16 protein-coding genes are annotated in these 19,327 nt (G+C 67.9%); 7 read left to right on the forward strand and 9 right to left on the reverse strand.

Features of this window, described 5'->3' with window-relative positions; all coding sequences use genetic code 11:
- Positions 1-58: 58 nt before the first annotated feature.
- The 4 genes from galT to add all read right to left on the reverse strand — a co-directional run bounded on the left by galT (position 59) and on the right by add (position 5,619).
- Positions 59-1,045 (reverse strand): galactose-1-phosphate uridylyltransferase, encoded by a 987-nt coding sequence (gene galT / locus E6J58_17275; GenBank protein ID TMB34950.1) that lies wholly within the window; start codon positions 1,043-1,045, stop codon positions 59-61.
- Positions 1,046-1,064: 19 nt separating this feature from the next.
- Positions 1,065-3,176, reverse strand: a complete 2,112-nt coding sequence (locus E6J58_17280; GenBank protein TMB34951.1) for a glycoside hydrolase — start codon at positions 3,174-3,176, stop codon at positions 1,065-1,067.
- Between the two features lie 11 nt (positions 3,177-3,187).
- Entirely contained in the window at positions 3,188-4,402 is a 1,215-nt protein-coding gene (gene glgC / locus E6J58_17285; protein ID TMB34979.1) for a glucose-1-phosphate adenylyltransferase, read from the reverse strand.
- 89 nt (positions 4,403-4,491) lie between these two features.
- A complete protein-coding gene (add, locus tag E6J58_17290; GenBank protein ID TMB34952.1) occupies positions 4,492-5,619 on the reverse strand; it encodes an adenosine deaminase in 1,128 nt (375 codons plus the stop codon).
- A gap of 52 nt (positions 5,620-5,671) precedes the next feature.
- On the opposite strand from add, the gene E6J58_17295 reads away from it, so the two are divergent.
- Positions 5,672-5,992, forward strand: a complete 321-nt coding sequence (locus E6J58_17295; protein ID TMB34953.1) for a hypothetical protein — start codon at positions 5,672-5,674, stop codon at positions 5,990-5,992.
- A gap of 6 nt (positions 5,993-5,998) precedes the next feature.
- Here E6J58_17295 and E6J58_17300 read toward each other — a convergent pair whose 3' ends face one another.
- Positions 5,999-8,506, reverse strand: coding sequence for an AAA family ATPase (locus tag E6J58_17300; GenBank protein TMB34954.1), 2,508 nt, complete (start codon positions 8,504-8,506; stop codon positions 5,999-6,001).
- A 95-nt stretch (positions 8,507-8,601) separates the two neighbouring features.
- On the opposite strand from E6J58_17300, the gene E6J58_17305 reads away from it, so the two are divergent.
- The 5 genes from E6J58_17305 to E6J58_17325 all read left to right on the forward strand — a co-directional run bounded on the left by E6J58_17305 (position 8,602) and on the right by E6J58_17325 (position 13,656).
- Positions 8,602-10,227 carry a ribonuclease J gene (locus E6J58_17305; protein TMB34980.1) on the forward strand — a complete coding sequence of 542 codons (1,626 nt, stop codon included), beginning with the start codon at positions 8,602-8,604 and terminating at the stop codon, positions 10,225-10,227.
- A 1-nt stretch (position 10,228) separates the two neighbouring features.
- A complete protein-coding gene (locus tag E6J58_17310; GenBank protein ID TMB34955.1) occupies positions 10,229-10,726 on the forward strand; it encodes a YajQ family cyclic di-GMP-binding protein in 498 nt (165 codons plus the stop codon).
- A 94-nt stretch (positions 10,727-10,820) separates the two neighbouring features.
- Positions 10,821-11,687 carry an MBL fold metallo-hydrolase gene (locus tag E6J58_17315; GenBank protein ID TMB34981.1) on the forward strand — a complete coding sequence of 289 codons (867 nt, stop codon included), beginning with the start codon at positions 10,821-10,823 and terminating at the stop codon, positions 11,685-11,687.
- A 61-nt stretch (positions 11,688-11,748) separates the two neighbouring features.
- Positions 11,749-13,158, forward strand: coding sequence for a 30S ribosomal protein S12 methylthiotransferase RimO (gene rimO, locus E6J58_17320; protein TMB34956.1), 1,410 nt, complete (start codon positions 11,749-11,751; stop codon positions 13,156-13,158).
- A gap of 3 nt (positions 13,159-13,161) precedes the next feature.
- Positions 13,162-13,656: a hypothetical protein gene (locus E6J58_17325; protein ID TMB34957.1), complete on the forward strand. Its 495-nt coding sequence runs from the start codon at positions 13,162-13,164 to the stop codon at positions 13,654-13,656.
- On the opposite strand, the gene E6J58_17330 is transcribed toward E6J58_17325, so the two are convergent.
- A complete protein-coding gene (locus tag E6J58_17330; GenBank protein TMB34958.1) occupies positions 13,632-14,381 on the reverse strand; it encodes a hypothetical protein in 750 nt (249 codons plus the stop codon). The two genes, E6J58_17325 and E6J58_17330, sit on opposite strands and share 25 nt — an antisense overlap.
- Positions 14,378-14,917 carry an RNA polymerase sigma factor gene (locus tag E6J58_17335; protein TMB34959.1) on the reverse strand — a complete coding sequence of 180 codons (540 nt, stop codon included), beginning with the start codon at positions 14,915-14,917 and terminating at the stop codon, positions 14,378-14,380. The genes E6J58_17330 and E6J58_17335 overlap by 4 nt, the downstream gene beginning before the upstream one ends.
- Positions 14,918-14,975: 58 nt before the next feature.
- Here E6J58_17335 and E6J58_17340 point away from each other — a divergent pair, with 58 nt between their 5' ends.
- Entirely contained in the window at positions 14,976-16,115 is a 1,140-nt protein-coding gene (locus tag E6J58_17340; GenBank protein TMB34960.1) for a membrane dipeptidase, read from the forward strand.
- 62 nt (positions 16,116-16,177) lie between these two features.
- On the opposite strand, the gene dnaJ is transcribed toward E6J58_17340, so the two are convergent.
- Both dnaJ and dnaK read right to left on the reverse strand, forming a co-directional pair.
- The gene (gene dnaJ / locus E6J58_17345; protein TMB34961.1) at positions 16,178-17,323 is read right to left on the reverse strand and encodes a molecular chaperone DnaJ; all 1,146 of its coding nucleotides are present in this window, start codon (positions 17,321-17,323) and stop codon (positions 16,178-16,180) included.
- Between the two features lie 76 nt (positions 17,324-17,399).
- Entirely contained in the window at positions 17,400-19,283 is a 1,884-nt protein-coding gene (gene dnaK / locus E6J58_17350) for a molecular chaperone DnaK (GenBank protein TMB34962.1), read from the reverse strand.
- Positions 19,284-19,327 lie beyond the last annotated feature (44 nt).

The following is a 19,327-nucleotide window of genomic DNA, read 5'->3' on the forward strand; positions in this document are numbered from 1 at the left end:
TCGCCCAGCCCGCCCGTCTTCACGTAGGGCGCCGCCTCGGACGCGACGAAGAGGATCTTCACGAAAAGACCTCCGTCTGCCGGAGGAAGCTCGCTGCCTCCTCCGGTGGCGTGGGATTGATGTAGCACCCGCTGGCCCACTCGAATCCAGCCTGCTGCGTGAGCACGGGCTTGAGCTCGAGGTGCCAGTGGTAGAAGTCGTTCGGCGCCTCGCGCAGCGGCATGGTGTGCAGGAAGAGATTGAACGCGGGCTTTTCCAGCGCCACGTCCACCTTTCGCAGGACCGTCCGCAGAGCGTCCCCGATGGCGTGAAGCTGTTGTCCGCTGGCCGACTCGTACGAGGAGCGGTGCGCCCGGGGCAGGATCCACAGCTCGAACGGGCTGCGCGCGGCCCACGGAGAAAGGACAACCGCACCGTCGGACTCGAGCACCACGCGCTCCTTGTCGTGCGACTCCTGCGCGACGACGTCGCAAAAGACGCAGCGCTCCTTCTCGTCGAAATGGCGGCGCGCCGCACGCACTTCCGCATCCAGCGTCTCGGGAATGAACGGCAGGGCGATCAGCTGGGAGTGCCCATGAAAGAGGGTGGCGCCGGCGGGCCCGCCGTGATTCTTGAATGCGATCAAGGATTTGAGGCGAATGTCTCGAGAGAGATCGACCATTCGCTCCTGCCACGCCCGCAGCACGCTCTCGATCTGCTCGACCGGCTGGTCGGCCAGCGTGGCGCGGTGGTCGCGGGTCTCGATCACCACCTCGTGCGCGCCCACTCCGGCCATGCTGTCGAACATCCCGGCCCCTTCGCGGACCATCTGGATCTCGGTGCGCAGGGCCGGGTAGCGGTTGGGGACCACGCGCAATGTCCAGCCGTTCTCGTCGCGCCGGGAAAGCACTTCCGGCGGCGTCATCGACTCATTGCCGGGACAAAAGGGACAGACGCCCCCGTTGTGCTCGGGCGCCGGGCGCAGAAAAGCGCTCGGGCGCTCGGCACGCTCCGGCGCGATGATCACCCATCGGCCCACGATCGGATCTCGGCGAAGTTCGGGCACCCGCGCGCAATTTAGCAGGTCAGACGTGCCAGTGGGTCTGCTCGAAAGTCTGATCGGGCACCGTCAGCTCGAGCTCGCCGTAGCGGGGAAGCCGGTCGACCTCCACGCCGGCGCGGGTCAAGCGCAGCAACATGCCCGCGCGATCCCCGGGCGCCAGTCCGAGCGCGCTGATCGCCACGGACAGCTCGACGAGCGCCCCCGCGCGGCCCGCCCCGCACTTCGTTCCGCGCTCGTCGACCACGGAAGTCTCCGCTCCCGACGGAACCACCTGCATCCGCAGGGTCCGTTCGTCCTTGCCGCGCGTCAGGAGGATCCGCAACTCGCCGGACAAGTCGGCTCCCTGGACGGGGTCCAGGCGCACGTACAGGTCGGTGAGCGAGAACCCGTACCAGAGTTGCGAGAACGCTCCTCCTCCCTCGTACATGGCCGCTCCCGAGACGCTTCCGGGACGGTAGAATCCCGCCCCGTTCCACTCGAAATAGCTGCGCGAGTAGCCGTCGATCATCGGCCGGATCAGCCGCCGCGGCGAGATCGAGATGGCCGCCGCCTGCGACTTGTCCTTGTAGGGCGCGATGATCGGCCGCGCCAGGCGCTCCGGCGGCGCCATCCCGATGTGGCGGAAGATCTGCTCCACGTTGCGCCGGAAGAGCGCGTCGAACTCCGGCGCGTTCTCGGTGGTGAACTCGTCGCCGTACCACCAGAACCAGTCGCTCCCCTCGGCGGCCAGCGCAGCCTCGTATGCCTTTTCGAAGCGGTCCGGCGGCAGCTCGGGCCGGGTCCGCTCGAGAATGGCGCGCGCCTGCCCCAGCATCGTCCAGGCCTGGTTGTCCTCGGAGTGGCCGATCCAGATGCGGAAATTCGAGTCGATCCAGCTCCCGGAGTGGATGCGCGAAATCCGCGCCGCGGGGGGACGCGCCGCGATCTCCTCCCGGGGCAACACCGGGACGACGTCGTCGCCGAAACCACCGTAGAGCGCGTCCAGGAAGAGCTCGCCCGAGCGCGGATAGTGCTCCCACGGGTTCTCGCCATCGAGCGCGACGGTGACCGTGGCCTCCTCGTCCGCCGCTGCGAGGCGCGCGAAGAGGTCCTTGGCGGCGTCGGCCGGGTCGCTCTTGCCGTACCGGAAGCCGATGCGGTCGCTCAGGTCGCGATCGCGAAAGAACACCGCCACGTCGCCGCACATCCAGGGCGCATGGTGCAGGGGCTTGGGCGTGGGCTTCTCCAACTCGCTGCGCTCCAGGTTGCCCTGATCCGTCGCGCACCAGCTCACGCCTTCGGAGGCGAGGATCTGCAGCACTTCGGGCGATACCGACCCTTCGCTGGGCCACATGCCCACGGGCCGGGCGCCGAAGTCCCGCTCCGCCCGGGCGAGGCCGCGGCGGACCTGTTCGCGCGCGTCCTGCGGGAACTGGAAACGCGGCGGAAGCGCAGCGTCGGGCATCGCCCGGCGCGCGGAGTCGCTGTCCACGAGCAGCGGCAGGATGGGGTGGAACATCGGCGAGCACGTCAGCTCCACCGCGCCGCGCTGCGCCAGCGCTTTCCAGCGAGCGACGATGCGGGCGGCGATCTTCCGCGAGACGTCGAAGAGCTGCGTCTTCTCTGCTTCGCTGAAGCCCCGCTCCTTGCGCACCAGTTCGGCGACGAGCGCATGCTCGCCGCGCGCAGCGAATCCCATCCACGCCAGCGCGAAATGCATCTGGAGGTCGATCAGGTCCTGCGTGGAGAAGCCCTCCTGTGCGCGCAGGAGGTCCACCTTGGCGGGATCCTTGCCGCGCTTCGCGAGGAGCTCGGCGTAGCGCGGGACGGGCTTCAGCCACAGTTCCCAGTCGACGGAGAAATCCTGACGCAGCACGTGTGCGCGCTCGGCGGCCGTCAGCGAGTCCGCCGGCTTGCGCGCGATCTGCTCGTCGCGGTCGACGGCTGCCCCGGACGCGTACGCCTCCAGCTGCAGCAGCAGCGAGGGCGCCCAGTTCGCCACAACCCGGGCGCGCTCGTGGCGCTCGAGGGCCGCGGCCATGTCGTTGTAGGACCGCGTGGCGTGCAGTCGGACCCAGGGAAGAACGGGCTGCCCGGATACCGGATCGCGGTACTCGGGCTGGTGCATGTGCCAGAGGAAGACGACGCGCGCCAAGGCCGCCTCTTTCAGCCCGCGAGACGCATTCCCTTGGGGACGATCACGATCCCCTTCGGGCTGACGAAGAACCGCTTTTTGTCCTCCTCGGGATCGTATCCGATCTGCAGACCCGCCGGGATGTCGACGTTCTTGTCGATGATCGCGCGGCGGATACGCGCGCGCCGGCCGACCTGGACGCCCTCGAAGAGGATGCTCTCCTGGACGTCCGCGTACGAGTTGATGCGGACGTTCGGCGAGATCACCGAGCGGTCGACCCGGCCGCCCGAGATGATGCATCCCTCGGACACCAGCGAGTCGGTGGCGCGGCCGACCCGCTGCTCTTCCTCGTTGGCGAAAACGAACTTCGCCGGCGCGGCGGTGTGGGCCGGGGCGGTATAGATGGGCCAGCGGTCGTTGTAGAGCGAGAGCTTGGGGTCGACGGCGACGAGATCCATGTTGCACTCGTAATACGTGTCGAGATCGCCCACGTCCCGCCAGTAGCCTGCCTCGTTCGGGCCTTGGCCGGGTACGTTGTTCGTCGCGAAGTCGTAGACGGCAACCTTCGTGCGTTTGTGCATCTCGCTGATGATCGACTTGCCGAAGTCGTGTGCGGATTCCTTTCCCGCGTCGCGAACGATCTCCCGCACCAGAGCCTCGGTGCTGAAGAGATAGTTGCCCATGGAGACCAGGGCCGCCCGCGGGTTGCGAATCATCGGCTTCGGGTGCTTCGGCTTTTCCTGGAAGTCGACCATCCGGCCGCGCTCGTCGGCGGTGATGATCCCGAAGGAGCTGCCCTCCTCGAGGGGCATGGGAATGGCGGCGACCGTGCAGTCCGCCTTCTGCGCGACGTGGAAGTCGAGCATCTGGCGCACATCCATGCGGTAGATGTGGTCGGCGCCGAAGACGAACACGTAGTCGGGCTCCTCGTCGGTGACGAGGTTCAGGTTCTGGTAGATGGCGTCGGCGGACCCCTTGTACCACTCCGGTCCGGTGCGCTGCTGGGCGGGAACGCTCTCCACGAATTGTCCGAGCATCGAGCTCAGGCGCCAGCCGCGCGAGATGTGCGTGTTCAGCGATTCCGACTTGTATTGCGTCAGCACCTTCATCCGGAGCACGCCGGAGTTGGCGAAATTGGAGAGGACGAAGTCGATGATCCGGTAGCGGCCGCCGAACGTGACCGCCGGCTTGGAGCGCTCCTGCGTGAGAGGCGCAAGACGGCGGCCTTCGCCGCCGGCGAGGATCATGGCCAGGGTTTTGCCGACGGGCATCCGCGGACGGTAGATCCCGGCGCACGGCGCCGCAATGGCGTCGCGCCCGGCTGTTCAGCTTCCGATCAGGCCCGCTTCACGGCCGGCGGCTTCGACGTGGCCGGCTTGGCGGGTATTGCCTTTGGAGCGCCGTTGCGCTGGGCGAACTCGCCGATGATCTCGTCCATCTCGTTCTGGGCCTTGCGCACGAGCTGGGCGCGATCGTGGAAGGTGAGGAACGCGCTCTTGAAGCCGGCCACCAGGATGTTGCGGATGTCGGCGGCGTTGAGGCCGAACTGCCTGGAGACCACGGACAGCTCCTTGGTCACGGTGGTTTCGGTGATCAGCCTGTTGTCCGTGTTGATGGTCACCCGGATGCCGAAGTCCAGATAGAACTTGAACGGATGCGTCGCCATGTCCGCGACGGCCCCGGTCTGCACGTTGCTGGACGGGCAGCACTCGATCGGGATGCGGTGGTCGTTGACGTAATTCAGGAGGTCGCCGTCCTCCCGCAGCCGCACGCCGTGGCCGATGCGGTGCGCGCCGCAGTAGTGCAGCGCCTGCGCGATGGACGGTGGGCCGTACGCCTCGCCGGCGTGGACCGTGCAGTTGATGTTGTTGTTCAGGATGAGCTGGAACGCTTCCTGGTGATCCTTGGCCGGGTTGCCATGCTCCGCTCCCGCCAGATCGAATCCCAGCACGCCCCGGTTCTTGTAAGCCACCGACAGCTCCGCGAGACGGAGCGAGACTTCCGGGCTCATGTTGCGGATGCCGCAGACCAGGACGCCCGCGAGGATGCCGGTCTCCCGCGTTGCCGCGCGGAGCCCCTCGAGCACCGCCTCCACGACGACCGTGGGCTTGAGCCCCTTCTGGAGGTGGAGGACGGGCGCGTAACGCACCTCGATGAGCTTGCAGTTCTCCGCGGCGGCGTCGATGGCCAGCTCGTATGCGGCGCGGTAGAGGGCGTCCTCCGTCTGCAGGACGCTGAGGGTAATGTCGAAACCCTTCAGGTACTCCTCGAGGCTGCCGTGGCGCTCGCCGAGCTTCATCGACTTGGCCAGGCCATCCTCGGTGTCAGCGGGAAGGCGGATCCCCTGCTCTTCCGCCAGCGCGAGTACGGTGCTCAGGCGGAGCGACCCGTCCAGATGGCAATGCAGGTCGGTCTTCGGGAGCGCGTGGAGCAGTTCGTCGGTGACGGGGACGTCGGGGATCATCCTCCGACGGATCTAACCCATCCCCAGGGCCGGATCACGCTATCTTCCCTGCATGTCCTGGCTGGCGCTGAAGCTCTCCTCGTGGCTGATCCACGCCTTGGTCGTCATGGTGTCCGTCGCGGCGGTTTCCAAAGGAAATCCGAAGAATACGCTGCCGCGAGCACTGATCGTGACCTTCCTCGTGGCGCTGCTCGTCACCCCGTTCGCCTGGTTCTGGTTCCTGCTCATCCCCGGGATCGTCGCGATGATCGCCTGGTTCCTCGTCTACAGCATCGCGTACGACATCGGCTTTGGACAGGCATTCGCCGCGGGGCTGGTGCAGGTGGCCATCGGGCTGTTCGTCGACTACATGCTGCCGCCGCACATGTGGTGACCCGCTTTAAGCCGGGTCGATGAAGCGGGCGAGCACCTTCTTCAGGCCCACGCCGGGCCCGAAGCGGACGACGAGCTTGCGGTTCATCCCCTCGCCGTCCGCGTCCTCGACGGTGCCGACGCCGAAGCTCGGGTGCTTGACCCGCGATCCGGGTCCGAGGCCAGAGGCGCCGGGAGCGGCCGGTTTGACGACGGGCTTGGAGGCCGGGTCGTAGCGCGACTCCCGCATCTTGTTGCGCGCGGGCAGCGGGGAATCGTCGCCGTAGCGGGGCCGCTGATCGAACTCGTCGTAGAACACGTCCTTGCGGGCGCGCTCCTGCATCGGCGAAAGGCGGTCGAGGGCGGCCAGACCTTCCGTCAGATCGGGCGGCAGCTCGCGGACGAAGCGCGAGGGCGGATTGAAGCGCAGCTCGCCGAACAGCGAACGGCAGCGCGCGAGCGACATCGCCAGCCGCTTGCGGGCGCGGGTCATGCCGACGTAGCAGAGACGCCGCTCCTCGGCCATTTCGGCGGGGTCCTCCTCGCCCGACGCCATGGGGCCGGTCTGGCCGAGGGAGCGCGAGGAAGGAAACACCCGTTCCTCGAGGCCCGTCATCCAGACGGCGTCGAACTCGAGGCCCTTGGCCGCGTGTAACGTCATCAGCGACACGCGATCGCCGCCGCCGGCCGCGTCCGCGTCGCCCACCAGCGCGAGCTGCTCGAGGAAGCCGAGCAGTGGCGTATCCGCGCGCCCGTCTTCGTCGTCGGGGGCCGCGGCGGCGAGAGCCGCCATCGCGTCCGGTCGGTCGCCCGGAGGATCCTCGGACGCCTGCGAGCTGCCCAGCGATCCGGGCGCGGCGCGCACGGCGCGCAGATACTGCGCGCGGGTCTGGGTGAGCGGATTTGGAACCAGCGGCTTTCCTTCCGCCTTGTCCGGCACTTCCCGGACGGGCTCGGCGGCCTGTACGACCTCGCCCGCCCAGGCGCGATCGAACTCGCGCGCCGCGCCGACGAGCTCCATCAGGTTTTCGAGACGATCCTCGCCCTCCTCCCCTTCCAATCGCAGGCGATCGGCGTAGCCCGTCTGGTCGATCACGCGCTCGATGGCGTCGGCGGCGCCCGCGTCCTGCGCCACTTGCTCCCGGAGTTTCTCGATCAGCGACTTGAACGGCACAAGCTTCGCGCGGGCGCCGGAGGGCATCTCCGGGTCGTCGGAGGCCAGCGTTTCCCAGAGCGAGAGACCCTGACGGTTCGCGGACGCGCGCAGATGGTCGACCGTGGTGTCGCCGATCCCACGAGGCGGCATGTTGATCACCCGCAGCAGATCGCCGTCGGAGCGTGGGTTCACGCAGAGGCGCAGGTACGCCGCGATGTCCTTCACCTCTGCCCGGTCGTAGAACGAGCGCCCGCGCACGACGCGGTAGGGGATGCGCCGGGCGCGAAGCGCATCTTCCAGCGCCCGCGATTGGGCATTGGCGCGATAGAAGACCGCCATCTCGGCGTACGACGTTCCCCGCGCGTTCTCCGCGTACAGCTCGGAAGCGACGCGGCTGCCCTCGTCGCGCTCGTCCTCGGCGACGAAAACGCGCACCTTGTCGCCCTCGGCGGCGGCGGTCCACAGCTTCTTCTCCGCGCGGCGCTCGTTCTTCTCGATGACCGCGTGCGCCGCGCCGAGAATCCGACCCGAGCTGCGGTAGTTCTGCTCCAGCCGGACGACCTTCGTCCCCGCGAAGTGCTTCGGGAAGTCGAGGATGTTGTCCACCTCCGCGCCGCGCCAGCGGTAGATGGCCTGGTCATCGTCGCCGACCACGCAGAGGTTTCCGTGGACGGAGGCGAGCTGGCGGAGCAACTGGTACTGCGCCGGATTGGTGTCCTGGAACTCGTCCACCAGGATGTGGCGAAAGCGTCCGGCGTATCCTTGCAGGATGTCGTCCCGCTTCTTGAACAGCTCGCTGACCCTGACGATCAAGTCGCCGAAATCGACGGCGTTCGACGCCTGCAACGCCGCCTGGTAGCGCCCGTACACTTTGAGCCCGGTCTTCCCGGGTACGTCGTACTCCGCTACGCGCACCTCGGCGGGTAGCAGGCCGGCGTTCTTCCAGCGATCGATGCGCACGAGGTGCTGGCGCGAGGTGCCGACGTCGAACCCCAGGTCGCTGGTCGCCCGTTTCGCCTCCGCCAGCTGATCCGCATCGTCGTAAATGGCGAAGCTCCGGGTGAGGCCGAGAGCTTCGGCCTCGCGCCGGAGGATCCGCGCACCTGCCGCATGAAACGTCGCGACCCACAGGCGCTGCGCGTCCGGGCCAACCAGCTTCTCGACCCGCTGGCGAAGCTCTCCGGCGGCCTTGTTCGTGAACGTGACCGCCAGGATCTCTGGCGCCCGGGCAAGGCGCTCGCGGAGCAGGTGCGCGATCCGGTGCGTGAGCACGCGGGTCTTGCCGGAGCCGGCGCCCGCCAGGATGAGCAAGGGACCTTCGCCGTGGCGGACCGCTTCGAGCTGCGGAGGATTGAGGACTTTGGCCAGCGGATCGGACACGGGCGGTGTGATAACCCAAAAGACGGTACGATGCGGCGGTGCCGTCGCCCGCTCCGGTCCGCATCATTCCGCTCGGCGGCCTCGGCGAGGTCGGGATGAACTGCATGGTCGTCGAGTCCGGCGGCGACCGGGTCGTGATCGACTGCGGCCTCATGTTCCCCAACGCCGAGCAGGCGCTCGGGGTGGAGGTGATCGCTCCGGATCTCGCGTATCTGAGGGCCTCCGGCAAGGTGGACGCCATCCTGCTCACGCATGCGCACGAAGACCATGTCGGCGCGCTCCATTACCTGTTGCGCGAGTTCCCCGACGCAACGGTCTGCGGCACGCGGTTCACGCTGGCGGTGGTGAAGGAAAAGCTGGCCGAGCAGGGAATCACCGCGGACCTGCACGCCGTCGAGCCGCGGACGATGGGAATGGTCGGCAACCACATCGACTTCGAGCCCCTGCAAGTACCGCACAGCGTCCCGGACGCCGTCGGATATGCCCTGCTCACCGAGGCGGGTCTGGTGATCCACACCGGCGATTTCAAGATCGACTGGAGCCCGGTGGATGGAAAGCTCCTCGACGTACGGCGGTTCGCGGAGCTGGGCGAGACCGGCGTGGCCTGTCTGCTCTCCGATTCGACCAACGCCGAGCGCGAAGGCACGACCCCCAGCGAGCGCGAGGTGGGCGAGTCGCTGATCCGGATCTTCGCCGGTCCTCTGGCGAAAGGCCGCGTGGTGGTGGCGATGTTCGGCTCGAACATCCACCGCGTCCAGAGCGTCGTTCGCGCCGCGCTGGCACAGAACCGGAAGATCGTCCTGCTCGGGCGATCGATGCAGACCAACGTGCGCCTCGCGCTCGACCTCGGCTACATCCGTTGCCCGCCCGATTCGTTCGTCGATCCCGAGGCGGCGGGGCACTTTCCGGCGCGGGAGCTCGTCATCCTCTGCACCGGTGCGCAGGGCGAGCCGCGCAGCGCGCTGGCGAGGCTCGCGCTCGGCGAGCATCCGACCGTGAAGCTCGAGAAGAACGATCTGGTGATCCTCTCCAGCCGCGTGATCCCCGGGAACGACCGGGCCCTCGGCAACATCATCGACCACCTGGTACGGCGCGGATGCCGGGTGATGTCGGGCAGCGCCGGCTCGACGGAGCTGGTGCACACCAGCGGCCACGCCTGCCAGGGTGAGCAGCGGATGATGATCGATCTCGTCCGCCCCCGGAGCTTCGTCCCGATCCACGGCGAATACCGCATGCTCGCCGCACACGCGCGGACCGCCGAGGCTGCGGGAGTGAATCCGCTTGCCTGCGTGATCGCCGAGGACGGCGATGCCGTGGAGTTGCGCAAGGACGAGATCGTCGCGGTGGTGCCCAATGCGGTCTCGGCGGGGCGGCTCTATCTCGACGCGCGTGGCGCGTTCGCCGACGTCGGCGAGGTCGCGCTCCGCGATCGCCAGCTCCTCGCGGAGACGGGCATGCTGGTGTGCCTCTGCGTCCTGGACCACAAGAGCGGCGAGGTGGTGCGCGGGCCGGAGCTTCTGGGCAAGGGCGTCGCCGGGCTCGACGATTCCCGCCTCGCCCAGGCCCGCCAGGCTGCGCTCGATGCGCTCGCCGAGCTGGGTCCCGCGCAGCGCACCGATCACGGAATGGTGGAAGAGGCCCTCCGCCGCGCCGTGCGCTCCGCCTGGAAGAAGGGCGTGGAGAAGCGGCCGATGGTGCTCCCGGTCGTCCTGGAGATGTGACATGCCGAGCTTCGACATCGTCAGCAAGGTGAACGAGCAGGAGGTCGATAACGCCTTCCAACAGGCGAAGAAGGAGATCGACCAACGCTACGACTTCAAGGGCACCGAGACCTCGCTGGAGAAGGTCTCCGCGCCGGAGAAGGGTCTGAAGATCCGCAGCACCACCGAGCAGCGGCTGGAGGCGGCGCGGACGGTTTTGGTGGAGAAGATGGCCAAGCGCGGCGTCCCCCTGCGCGGCCTCAAGTACGGCACCGTCGAACAGAGCGGAAAGCACGTCGCGCAGGTGCTCAGCTTCGTCCAGGGCATCGAGGTGGAGAAGGCGAAAGCCATCGTGAAGATGATCAAGGACAGCAAGCTCAAGGTGCAGGGCTCGATCCAGGGCGACGCCGTCCGCGTCTCGGGGAAGAACCGCGACGACCTGCAGTCGGTCATCCAGATGGTCCGCGCAAAGCAGGACGAGCTGAAGGTGGACCTGGTGTTCGAGAATTTCCGCGACTAGGCGCTCCCGCACCGTAGGTGCGGTTATGCGCCTACGCTTGAGACTGCGCCCGCGGACCTCCCGGTGTTGCGGGTGGATGAGCAGCGTCCCCCGCATGCGCATCCACCATCTGAGCTGCGGCACGCTCTGTCCCGTCGGCGGACGCCTGATGTCCGAGCGCAAGTCCAGGCCCCTGCGCGGCGCCCTCGCTTGCCACTGCCTGTTGATCGAAGCCGGGCAGCGCTTGATCCTCGTCGACACCGGCCTCGGCCTGCTCGACATGGGCAACCGCAGGATGGACCGCTTCTTCCGGTTCCAGTGCAAGCCGCTGGTGACGCCGGAGCAGACGGCGGTGCGGCAGGTGCAGAGGTTGGGGTATTCCCCGCGAGACGTCCGCCACATCGTCCTCACCCATCTCGACTTCGATCACGCGGGCGGGCTCGATGACTTCCCCGGTGCACAGGTCCACCTGCACGTCAAGGAAGCGGACGCGGCGAGCGCGCGCAGGGGCCTGATCGCGCGCGGCCGCTACCGGCCGGAACAGTGGAGCAGCCACGATCGCTGGAGGCTCTATCGCGACGGCGGAGAGCCGTGGTTCGGGTTTGCTTCCGTCCGCAACGTCGGCGTTCCCGAAGTTCTCCTCATCCCGCTGGTGGGACACACCTGGGGTCACTGCGGAGTCGCCGTCGCCCGGCCGGGCGGAGGCTGGCTGCTGCATGCGGGCGACGCTTTCTTCGACCGGCGCGAGCTGGATTCGAAAAATCTGCGCTGCAAGGCAGGCCTCCGGTACTACCAGCTGCAAATGGAGGTCGACCGGCGGCTCCGGCTCTGGAACCAACGCCGCCTGCGCGACCTGGTCCGGCTGCACGGCGATGAGGTGCGCGTGATTTGTGCCCACGATCCCGTCCAGTTCGAAGAATGGGCGCGGCGGTCGCCGGAGCAGCCGCTGGTGGCCGCTCCCAGCGGGACGGCGACGTTGTAGGCCGGCCAGGCTGGATTCCGCGTCGCGGTCTGTTATACGGGGGCCCTTTCGCCGTCCCCCGATGAATACGACGCTGCTTCCAGACCAGCCCTCGCTTTTCCTGCTGTCGCTCGGTTGCCCGAAGAACCGGGTAGACAGCGAGGTGATGCTCGGCAGCCTGCTCAACGAGGGTTACCGCCTGGTCGGCGAGGCGAAGGACGCGGAAGTGATCCTCATCAACTCCTGCGCCTTCATCGGCGAGGCAAAGCAGGAGTCGATCGACGCCATCCTCGAGCATGCCCGCCTCAAGGAAACCGGGCGCTGCAAGGCGCTGGTGGTTGCCGGCTGTCTCACGCAGCGCTACGCAGACGTTCTCCAGCAGGAGATGCCGGAGGTCGATTACTTCGTCGGGACCTCCGCCTATCCGCGCATCGCGCAGATCCTGCGGGGAGAGCGCGACCGGGCCGTGATTCCGGATCCGGACTACATCGCCGACAGCCGCACTCCGCGGCGCAATTCGATGCCGCGCTGGACGGCTTACGTGAAGATCAGCGAAGGCTGCGACAACAAATGCACCTTCTGCATCATCCCCACCCTCCGCGGCCTGCAGCGATCCCGGCCCATCGCCGATATCGTCGCCGAAGCCGAGCGGCTCTGCGCCGAGGGCGCAATCGAGCTGAACCTCGTCGCCCAGGATCTCACCGCCTACGGGCACGACCTTCCGGGTAAACCGAAGCTCCACGAGCTCCTGCACGCCCTGCGGGACGTGCCCGCGCGCTGGATCCGGCTGCACTACGCCTATCCGCGCGACTTTTCAGAAGCGCTGATCGACGGGCTCGCGCGCCAACCCAACGTCGCTCGTTACCTCGACATGCCGCTGCAGCACATCAGCGACTCCGTGCTTCGCCGGATGAAGCGGGGCCGTGACTCCGCGTGGGTGCGCAGGCTGGTGCGCAGGATCCGCGAGCGCGTCCCGGACCTCACCTTCCGGACCAGCTTCATCGCCGGCTTCCCGGGTGAGACGGAGGAACAGTTCCAGGAGCTCTGCGACTTCGTCGAGGAGATGCGGTTCGAGAAGGTGGGCGTGTTCCAGTTCTCGCGCGAGGAAGGGACGGAATCCTTCCAGCTCGACGGGCAGCTCCCCCAGCGCGTCAAGGCGCAGCGGCAGAAGAAGCTTCTCGGCATCCAGCGGAAGATCAGCAGGGAGCACCAGCAGCGCCTGGTGGGGCGGACTCTCGACGTCCTGGTCGAAGGCGTTTCCGAGGAGACCGATCTGCTTCTGGAAGGGCGGTGGATGGGGCAGGCGCCGGAGATCGACGGAAAGGTCTACGTCAACCGCGGCCAGGGGCGCCCCGGCGAGATCGTGCCCGTCGAGATCGAGCAAGCGGGCGACTACGATCTGGTGGGCGGGATCGCGGGTGCGGAAGGACCGCCGCGGCCAGTGACCGCGCCAAAGGCAGCCCGGCCGCGTTTTCCCATTCTCTCCCACTGATCGATGAAGGCGGATTTCCTCAACAAGCTCGACGCTCACCTCCAGACCTCGGGGTTGACGCGCGTGCACGCCGAATCGTCGGAGCCGACTGCCCGCGCCGCCGTCGAGGCGCTCGCCGGACTCCCCCACTTCGACGAGATCTGGGCCGGCGATCTTCGCCTCTCGCTGCAGATCGTCGTCGTCGCGTCCGGCGATCGGGTGCCCGGCGTCGAGTTCGCCCGCCGCGCGCACCTCCTCCGGGAACGGGCGGCCTCGCTGAGCGGCCGCGCCAAGGGCGAGGTGCAGGTGCTGCAGCTCGCCCTGTACGATCGCCAGGTCCCCCCGGAAGAGCGGCAGTTCATCGTTGAGAATGCGCGCGTCGCGCCGTGGTGGCCCCTCTCACGCGGCCGCGTCGCCACCTGGGTGGTCGCGCTCTCGGAACCCGCTCTGTACGCGGCGCAGTTTCGCGGGTGGCCGCAGGAGCTTTCGGCCGATCAATTCCGCGCGCTACTCGCGTAAGCGAGGCGATTCTGCAGCGTCCATCCGGCGAGCGCCGCCGCGACGACGCCGCCGACGTGGAACACCCACAGGTGGGGTGCCTGGGCATGCGCCGTGCAGGCGAGGTGCAAGGCGGCTTGGGCCGCGAGCGCGCCCGCCGCAGCAGTGGGCGCCAGCGAGGCCGAGGACCAGCCCGCCCTCCACATCACGAGCGCCGCCGCCACGGCGCCACCAGCGAGCTCGAGCGCAAGGCAATCGACGCCGATGCGCATGGCGAGCCCCGCTTCGGCATCCGGGAGGCCGGGAATTCCGCCCGCGGCAATGGCGAATCCAGCCGATGCGCCGAGCGCGACCCAGGCGCCGGCTCGCAGGACGCCGGCTACGGAGCTGAGCGCCGTCGCGAGCACCAGCACCACCAATGCAGCCGTCCAACCCTCCGTATCGCGGTGCCGGGAAAAGAGCAGCGGGATGGCGAACGCGACCAGCGCCGCCAACGCGCGCAGACCCCACCGGGACGGCGTCAGGTCCGCGAGGATCGGCGCCGACGCCCGGCGCAGCGCTCGCGACGAAGGTGTGGGCAGCTCGGCGCGCGCCAGCGCCTCAAGGAGCTTTTCTCCCTCGCGCAGCGCCTGCATGCAGCCGGGGCAGCCTCGCGCGTGCGCGAGGAACGATTCGCGCTCGGGATCGCCCTCGGGAAGAGCGGCGATGCCTGCCGCCTTGGGCCGCATCTCGTCGCAGGCGCTCACAACAGCCCTTTCAGGCGCTGGCGGAGCGCCTCGTATCCGCGAAATGCCCGGAGCTTGACCGCTCCGGACGTCGAACCGAGCACGTCGGCGATCTCCCCGAACGTCATCCCCTCGTACCGGTGGAGATGGATCACGGTGCGCTGCGACTCCGGCAGCGCTTCCAGCGCCGCGCGAACGGCATTCTTGACGTCCGCATCGAGCGGGGGATCCGCCGGATCCTGGACTTCGGCGCGGGCGATCGCGTCCTCGTCGGCGTCCTCGGGGAGGCGTAGCCGCCGGCGCAGCTCGTCCAGGCGGACCCGCGCGGCGACGGCGAAGAGCCACGGCGCCAGCCTGTGGCCCGGCCGGTACTGCTGCCTCGCCCGGTGGATCTTCATGAACGTCACCTGCAACAAGTCGTCCGCCACTCCTTCGTCCCGGAACGAGCGCAGGAAGAACCCGTGCACCCGGGGCGCCAGCCGGGCGAAGAGCTTCTCGAACGCGCGGGCATCGCCCGCGACGTAGGCCGACATCAGCTCTTCGTCCGTCGGTCTCATTCAGGCCTTACGTCGGCGCCGCCGCGGAGGTTACGCGATCGGGGCGTAAGATGCAGGAATGAACCTGGTCGTCCTCGCCGCTGCCTTGTTCGTCGTCGACGGCCACGCCGACACGCCGCAGTTCCTGCTCGATCTGGGAACGGACCTGACCCGCTCCGGCGAGCAGATGGTGGACCTTCCCAAAGCGCGGCAAGGTCGCCTGGGCGCCGAGTTCTTCAGCATCTGGGTGGACCCGGAATTCTATGGAGCGCACCCGGCCCGGCGAGCGCTGGACCTGATCGACGCCGTGCACCTTCAACTGGAGCGGCATCCTCGCGAGCTGGCCGTGGCGCGCACGGCGTCGGAGGTGCTCGCCGCGCGGAAGGCCGGCAAGCTCGCCGTGCTGATGGGCCTCGAGGGAGGCCACGCGCTGGAGGGAGATCTGCGGATGCTCCGCACCTTCCACCGGCTCGGCGTCCGCTACATGACCTTGACCTGGTCGAATACCAACGAGCTGGGCGACTCGTCCGGCGACGCGCAGAAGCCTGGAGTCAAGCACCACGGCGGCCTCACCGCGCTCGGCCGGCAGGCCGTCGAGGAGATGAACCGGCTCGGGATGCTGGTCGACATCTCCCATGTCGCGGACACGACCTTCTTCGACGCGCTCGAGGTCTCGAAGGCGCCGGTGATCGCGTCGCATTCGAGCTGCCGCGCGCTGACCGATCACCCGCGCAACATGACCGACGAGATGCTGCGCGCCGTGGCGAAGAACGGCGGGGTGGTAATGGTGAACTTCTTCTCGGGCTTCGTGGACGAGAGCTTCCGCAAGGCGTTCGAGGCGTTGCGGCCGGAGGAGGACAAGGCCCTCGCAGCGATCAACGAAAAATACAAGGACGATCCGGCGGCGCGGACCAAGGCCTGGTTCACGGCGGGACGCGAGATCGCCGCGCGCGTTCCGCGGCCGCCGATGAAGTCGCTGATCGATCACATCGAGCACGTCGCCCGGGTCGCGGGCGTGGATCATGCTGGAATCGGTTCGGACTTCGACGGGATCCCTTCGACGCCCGAAGGGATCGACTCCGCCGCCGACCTCCCCAGGATTGCGTCGGAGCTCCGCAAGCGCGGCTTCACGCAGGCGGAGGTCGCGAAGGTCTTCTCGGGGAACGTCCTGCGGGTGATGCGGGCTGCAGAGAAGATCGCGGCCGGACCTAGCCCCTAGCTCCCAGGCAGCGCGCGGACCCCCGCGTCGCTGCGGGACAGCCGGCGCGACCCCGCGCCGGGCTAGCCCGTCGCTTCCTCTTCCGACTCTTCGGCGCCGAAGAGCTCGCGCACCTTGGCGAAGAACGACTTGGACTGTGGGTGCGCGTCCTCGCCGGCGAGGGCACCGAACTGCTCGAGCAGCTCGCGCTGCTTCTTGGTCAGCTTCTCCGGCACCTCCACGGTCACCCGCACGTGCTGATCGCCGCGCTGGTAGCCGTTCAGGTGCGGTATCCCCTTTCCGCGGAGCCGGAAGACTTTTCCGCTCTGCGTGCCGGAGGGGATCTTCATCTTCACCTTGCCGTCGAGGGTCGGGACGTCGATGGTCGCGCCCAGCGCCGCCTGGGTGAAACTGATTGGCACCTCGCAGATGACCTCCGTGTCCTCGCGGATGAAGATCGGGTGCTCGTGGACGTGCACCACGACGTACAGGTCGCCGGGCGGGCCGCCGCGGTCGCCCGGCTCGCCTTCGCCCGTGAGCTTGAGGCGGGTCCCGGTATCGACGCCGGGTGGCACTTTGACGCTCAGTGCACTTTCGGTCTCGACCTTCCCGGCGCCGCGGCAGGTCGCGCACGGGTCGGTGATCACCTTGCCGGTGCCCTGGCAGTGGCCGCAGGTCCGCGAGATCTGGAAGAACCCCTGCGTCATCCGCAGCTCGCCTGCGCCGTGGCACGTCGGGCAGGTCTTCGGACCTGTGCCGGGCTTGCTGCCCGAGCCGTGGCAGGTCGAGCACTGCTTGTGGCGCGGGATCTTGACCTTTGCCTCGGTCCCGAACGCGGCCTCGGTGAAGCTCACCTCGAGGTTGTAGCGGAGGTCGGCGCCGCGCTGTCGCGCGCTCCGGGAACGCCCGCGCTGCCCGAAGATCTCCCCGAAGATGTCACCGAAGATGTCGTTGATATTGCCGGTGAAACCGGCCTCGAAGGGGCTCGGGCCGAATCCGCCGGGCGCCTGGTGACCGAAGCGGTCGTACCGGGCGCGCTTCTCCCCGTCGCAGAGGACTTCGTAGGCCTCGGAAGCTTCCTTGAACCGGTCCTCGGAGGCCTTGTCGCCGGGGTTCTTGTCGGGGTGGTACTGAATCGCGAGCTTGCGGAAGGCGCTCTTCAGTTCCTGTGAAGTGGCGGTTCGGGCAACGCCGAGGACTTCGTAGTAATCGCGCTTCTGGGACACCATCACTCCTCGCGAACAGCCAGGCAAGCGCTCGACGCGCCCCGTCTAACGTAAGAACAACGGCAGCCTTGTCAATCCTTCAGCTTTTTGCCGCTGTCTTCTTCTCGCCGGAGTCGCCCGAGGAGTAGAGGGCGTCGGCGATGCGGTAGGCGGAGCCTTCCAGCCGCTGGACCGCGGACTTGATCCGCGGCAGGTCCTCGGTACCGACGACCGCCTTCAGCGCCTCGAGGTCCGCGCGGATCTCCGCCATGTCCTTCGACGGCAGCAGCGTCGCGTACTCCTCCAGGGCCTTTTCCGTCGTGTAGATGAGCCCGTCGGCGGAGTTCTTCACGTCCGCCAGCTCCTTCTTCTTCTTGTCGGACGATTTGTGCTGCTCGGCGTCCTTGATCATCTTCTGGATCTCCTGCTCGGTGAGACCCGAAGACGCGACGATCCGGATGCTCTGCTGCTTGCCGGTGCCGAGGTCCTTGGCGCTGACGTGGACGATGCCGTTCGCGTCGATGTCGAACGCCACCTCGATCTGCGGCACGCCGCGCGGCGCCGGCGGAATGCCGACCAGCTCGAAGCGCGCCAGCGTCTTGTTGTCCGCCGCCATGTCGCGTTCGCCCTGCAAGACGTGCACGTTCACGATCGGCTGGTTGTCGACCGCGGTGGAGAACACCTGCGACTTGCGCGCCGGGATGGTGGTGTTCTTCTCGATGATGCGGGTATTGACGCCGCCGGCGGTCTCCACGCCGAGCGAGAGCGGCGTGACGTCGAGCAGCAGGACGTCCTTCACCTCGCCCTTGAGCACGCCTCCCTGGATGGCCGCGCCGATGGCAACCACCTCGTCGGGGTTCACTCCCTTGTGCGGCTCCTTGCCGAAGAAGTTCTGCACCACCTGCTGGACCTTCGGCATCCGCGTCATGCCGCCCACCAGGATGACGCGATCGATCCCCTTGGCGCTGATGCCCCCGTCCTTGAGCGCGATGCGGCAAGGCTCGATGGTCTTCTGCACCAGGTCGTTCACCAGCTCCTCGAGCTGGCTGCGCGTCATCGTCTCGGTCAGGTGCTTGGGCCCGGTCGCGTCCGCCGCGATGAACGGCAGGTTCACGTCGGTCTCGGTCGCCGAGGAGAGCTCGTGCTTGGCGCGCTCCGCCGCTTCCTTCAGCCGCTGCAGCGCCATCCGGTCGCGGCGCAGGTCGATCTTGCACGCCTTCTCGAACTTGTCGTTCAGGTAGTCGACGATCCTCTGGTCGAAGTCCTCGCCGCCGAGGAAGGTGTCGCCGTTGGTGGCCTTCACCTCGAAGACGCCGGAGTTCAGCTCCAGGACCGAGATGTCGAAGGTGCCTCCGCCGAGGTCGTAGACGGCGATCTTCTCCGCCCCCGACGTGCGCATGGCCGCGCCGGTCTTGCTCGCGGCGCTGCCCTGCGCCTTGTCGAGACCGTACGCGAGCGCCGCCGCGGTCGGCTCGTTGATGATGCGCAGCACGTTCAGTCCGGCGATGCGGCCGGCGTCCTTGGTGGCCTGGCGCTGGCTGTCGTTGAAATAGGCGGGGACGGTGATCACCGCCTCCGTCACTTGCTCGCCGAGATAGTCCTCGGCGGTCTGCTTCATCTTCGAGAGGATCATCGCGGAGATCTCCGCGGGGCTGTACCGCTTCCCGCGCAGCTCCACCCAGGCGTCGCCGTTGTCGGCGGAGACGATCCGGAAGCTCGAGACGGAGATGCTCTTGCGCACCTCGTCCGAGTCGAACTTGCGCCCGATCAGGCGCTTGACGGCGAAGACGGTAGCCTCGGGATTGGTGATGGCCTGTCGCTTGGCGATCTGGCCCACCAGGCGCTCGCCGGCTTCGGTGAAGCCCACCATCGAGGGAGTCGTTCGGCTGCCCTCGGAGTTCGGGATTACGACCGCTTCGCCACCTTCCATCACCGCGACGCAGCTGTTGGTGGTGCCGAGATCGACCCCGATGACCTTGGGCATTGACGGAGCTCTCCCCACGATCCGTTCTACCTCAATGCTCGCGG

This window comes from Deltaproteobacteria bacterium (assembly GCA_005879535.1).
GTDB lineage: Bacteria > Myxococcota > Myxococcia > Myxococcales > 40CM-4-68-19 > 40CM-4-68-19.

Bases quoted from the DNA above. Each gene is read 5' to 3' on its own strand.
- glgC (TMB34979.1), bottom strand. From the start codon at position 4,402: ATGATCCTCGCCGGCGGCGAAGGCCGCCGTCTTGCGCCTCTCACGCAG.
- add (TMB34952.1), bottom strand. From the start codon at position 5,619: ATGATCCCCGACGTCCCCGTCACCGACGAACTGCTCCACGCGCTCCCG.
- E6J58_17295 (TMB34953.1), top strand. From the start codon at position 5,672: ATGTCCTGGCTGGCGCTGAAGCTCTCCTCGTGGCTGATCCACGCCTTG.
- E6J58_17305 (TMB34980.1), top strand. From the start codon at position 8,602: ATGAACTGCATGGTCGTCGAGTCCGGCGGCGACCGGGTCGTGATCGAC.
- E6J58_17310 (TMB34955.1), top strand. From the start codon at position 10,229: ATGCCGAGCTTCGACATCGTCAGCAAGGTGAACGAGCAGGAGGTCGAT.
- E6J58_17315 (TMB34981.1), top strand. From the start codon at position 10,821: ATGCGCATCCACCATCTGAGCTGCGGCACGCTCTGTCCCGTCGGCGGA.
- rimO (TMB34956.1), top strand. From the start codon at position 11,749: ATGAATACGACGCTGCTTCCAGACCAGCCCTCGCTTTTCCTGCTGTCG.
- E6J58_17325 (TMB34957.1), top strand. From the start codon at position 13,162: ATGAAGGCGGATTTCCTCAACAAGCTCGACGCTCACCTCCAGACCTCG.
- E6J58_17335 (TMB34959.1), bottom strand. From the start codon at position 14,917: ATGAGACCGACGGACGAAGAGCTGATGTCGGCCTACGTCGCGGGCGAT.
- E6J58_17340 (TMB34960.1), top strand. From the start codon at position 14,976: ATGAACCTGGTCGTCCTCGCCGCTGCCTTGTTCGTCGTCGACGGCCAC.
- dnaJ (TMB34961.1), bottom strand. From the start codon at position 17,323: ATGGTGTCCCAGAAGCGCGATTACTACGAAGTCCTCGGCGTTGCCCGA.
- dnaK (TMB34962.1), bottom strand. From the start codon at position 19,283: ATGCCCAAGGTCATCGGGGTCGATCTCGGCACCACCAACAGCTGCGTC.